A 3,114-nucleotide genomic window follows, 5' to 3' on the forward strand; every position below is an offset into this window, starting at 1 on the left:
CCGTCTCAAGGACTGGCGTCGCCTCGCCACCCGCTTCGATCGCAACATCAAAAACTTCATGGGTGCCGTCGCTCTCGCCGCAGCCGTCATCTGGTGGCTCTAGTGAGTCCGGACCCTAGCCAACGACGCCTACCTGCAGCTGGTTGGCCATCGCCAGATCGTTGGTCTGAGCGTTCGTGATGCACTTCCGGAGGTAAACGGGCAAGGGTTCTTCGAGTTGCTCGATGGCGTTTTCCAGTCAGGAGAACCTTACATCGGCCGAAACCTGCCGGTATCGCTGCAACGCGAAGGCGAAGATAGACTGGATGAGCGGTTCATCAACGTCATTTACCAGCCGATTTTCGATGCGAATGGAGCCGTCACCGGTATTTTCGTGGACGGTTTCGATGTCACACACCAGAAGCGCGCGGAAGATCAGCTCCAGAGCCTCAACCACACACTTGAGCAGAGGGTGGAGCAGCGCACCCACGAGCTGAGAAGCGCTCTCCTCGATCTGGAGAAGGAAACCCTCGAGCGCGAAACCGCTCAGGTCGCATTAAGGCAGGCGCAAAAGATGGAGGCGCTGGGCAATCTCACCGGCGGCGTTGCCCATGACTTCAACAATCTTCTGCAGGTCGTAAGCGGTAACCTGCAACTTCTAGCCAACGACATTTCCGGGAACCTGCGAGCCGAGCAACGTCTTGAGAACGCGTTGGCGGGAGTCGCCCGCGGGGCAAAGCTGGCATCACAGCTGTTGGCATTCGGTCGCCGTCAGCCGCTCGAACCCAAGGTCGTCAACGTTCGCAAGCTTATCCAGAACATGGACGACATGCTACGGCGGGCATTGGGTGAAGAAATAGAGCTTGAGACCATCGTCTCCGGTGGCCTTTGGAATACCTTGATCGACCCCGGTCAGCTGGAGAATGCGATCCTGAACCTGGCGATCAATGCGAGGGACGCGATGGAAGGCCGCGGGCGCCTCACCATTGAGACTGCGAATTCCATTCTCGACGACGACTATGCGCGGCTACACGAGGACGTGCGTCCCGGGCAGTACGTTCTTGTCGCGGTCACCGACACCGGAGCGGGCATATCGCCTGATATTATCGAGCATATCCTTGAACCGTTTTTCAGCACGAAGACGGAAGGGAAAGGAAGCGGACTTGGATTGTCCATGGTCTATGGATTCCTGAAGCAGTCCGGCGGCCATCTGAAGATATACAGCGAAGTTGGCCATGGCACGACAATGAAGCTCTATATGCCGCGCACGATGCAGACCGAGGACAGTCTGGCGGATGCAAATGCGATACCGGCAAAGGGCGGCACGGAGACCGTTCTCGTTGTGGAGGACGACGACGCGGTTCGGGAGATTTCGGTGGCGCTGCTAACTGATCTTGGATACCGCGTTCTCAAAGCCCACGACGCGCAGTCGGCATTCGCCATCGTGAACAGCGGCATCCCCATCGACCTGTTGTTTACTGACGTCGTGATGCCAGGCCCGATGCGCAGCACGGAGCTCGCCAGAAGGGCCAAGGCACTATTGCCCGATATGGCAGTGCTTTATACGTCGGGATACACGGAAAACTCGATCGTCCATGGTGGCAGGTTGGATGCTGGCGTTGAATTGCTATCCAAGCCTTACACCCGCGACGCGCTCGCGCGCAAAGTCCGTCATGTCTTGAGCAACGCGCAGCAACACAAGATCGCAGTGGAACGCCTCGAGCGTGAAGAGCGACCGTCTGTGTTGAAGTCCCAGGTTCAACGACATACGGCGCTTCGTGTTCTCGTCGTTGAGGATGAACCGCTCATCCTTATGTCAACGATCGATATGGTGGAGGAACTGGGCCATACCGTCCACGAAGCCAAATCCGCTGAAGTCGCACTGGGCTTGGTGGAAACCCAAAGCATTGATGTATTGCTGACAGACGTGGGTTTGCCCGGTATTTCCGGGATTGACCTCGCTCAACGGGTCCGGGAGCGCTGGCCGAATGTACGGATCGTGTTCGCCAGTGGCGATGATAGCGCGAAAGCGGCTTCTGGTATTGTCGATGCCGATCAGCTTTCGAAGCCATTCACGATTGATAGCCTACGTGCCGTATTGGCCGAAGCAAGCTAGAAGAGGCGAACCGGCGCGGGAGGTTGCCCCATATGGCGGCCCTAATCCATTCGAGGGCGCGCCGGTCGGCTCTTTCGTCGAAAGGACTTCGCCTATGGATAGAACGCGGACATCGACCTACAAGGCCCGGGCGGGCGCAGCCAGATAATCTATTCATTTAAGGAGATGTACTCAGCACTAAAGGGCCGGAGCTACGTGCGACGTGGTGGTCACGTACAAAGAGCACGGACTTTCATGGCTCACTGCGTGCACGGCCAGGCGATCTATGGGGATCCCGTCGAGATTTCTATCGCCCGCTCATCTTCACACCAGCCGGCGTCCGCGCCGTGACGCGGCTGAAATTGTATCACCGCCGGCCTCCTGTCGTCTTCAAGAATGAATCCGCTGCCGAAGTGCGCCCAAAGATTCACGCCTCGGCGTTCCAGTGCCACCGCGCGTCGCAAACTGCGAGGCGGCATGTCAGGCTTACGCGACAACGGCCACATTTGCCTCGCGAGCTGCGGCAAGGAATGCCAGTCGAGCACGCGATAGAGAGCATTCTCCTTCAATAGCGCGAGCGCAAAAGACAAGCGCGCGCTGGAAAGCTCGGCCATAGGTCACCGGCCCTTTTTCCGCCAGGACGAACATGGCGTTTCGAACGTCTTTGATCTCCATGGCACGGCGCATGCCTGGCAGTACAATGGCGAGATCGCGATCCCAAGTTACAGAAAGCATTTCGTATTTCCCTGTCAAATCGGGACTATGAATGCAGATTGTGTGCAGGTGGTTCCGTGTCAGTTCGATGAAATTTGCATGAGAAGCGCGGCATGACAGAGGCCCATCTTCTCGACGAGAAAGTCGCCAGATGCGCGGATCAAGTAAGACGTGAACCGCGCCGATTACGGGCTGAAGCTCTACAAGCTAGGGTCCGGACCCAATAATTAGCTTTCCTTGAGCGCTGGGGCATGATTCATTGCCGCGACGAAAGGGCGGTGAGATGTCTGATTTCTTTTGGTTTTCCGATGCGCAGTGGGAACGGA

Annotated in this window: 1 protein-coding gene and 2 pseudogenes; 2 read left to right on the forward strand and 1 reads right to left on the reverse strand. The window is 57.4% G+C overall.

All coding sequences use genetic code 11. The features are described 5' to 3' along the window. Together P9A16_RS35470 and P9A16_RS35475 are read left to right on the forward strand one after the other, a co-directional pair. Window positions 1-103: pseudogene (locus P9A16_RS35470) on the forward strand (IS5/IS1182 family transposase); the annotation flags it as partial. A gap of 12 nt (window positions 104-115) precedes the next feature. After that, window positions 116-2,095, forward strand: a pseudogene (locus tag P9A16_RS35475) (response regulator); the annotation flags it as partial. A 465-nt stretch (window positions 2,096-2,560) separates the two neighbouring features. Here P9A16_RS35475 and P9A16_RS35480 read toward each other — a convergent pair. Then, on the reverse strand, window positions 2,561-2,809 hold the full coding sequence (locus P9A16_RS35480) for a DUF982 domain-containing protein (RefSeq protein ID WP_130520343.1): 249 nt from the start codon (window positions 2,807-2,809) through the stop codon (window positions 2,561-2,563). Window positions 2,810-3,114 lie beyond the last annotated feature (305 nt).

This window comes from Shinella sp. 838 (genome assembly GCF_029623935.1).
GTDB lineage: Bacteria > Pseudomonadota > Alphaproteobacteria > Rhizobiales > Rhizobiaceae > Shinella.

Coding starts and splice junctions, on each gene's coding strand:
- P9A16_RS35480 (WP_130520343.1), bottom strand. CDS start 2,809: ATGCTTTCTGTAACTTGGGATCGCGATCTCGCCATTGTACTGCCAGGC.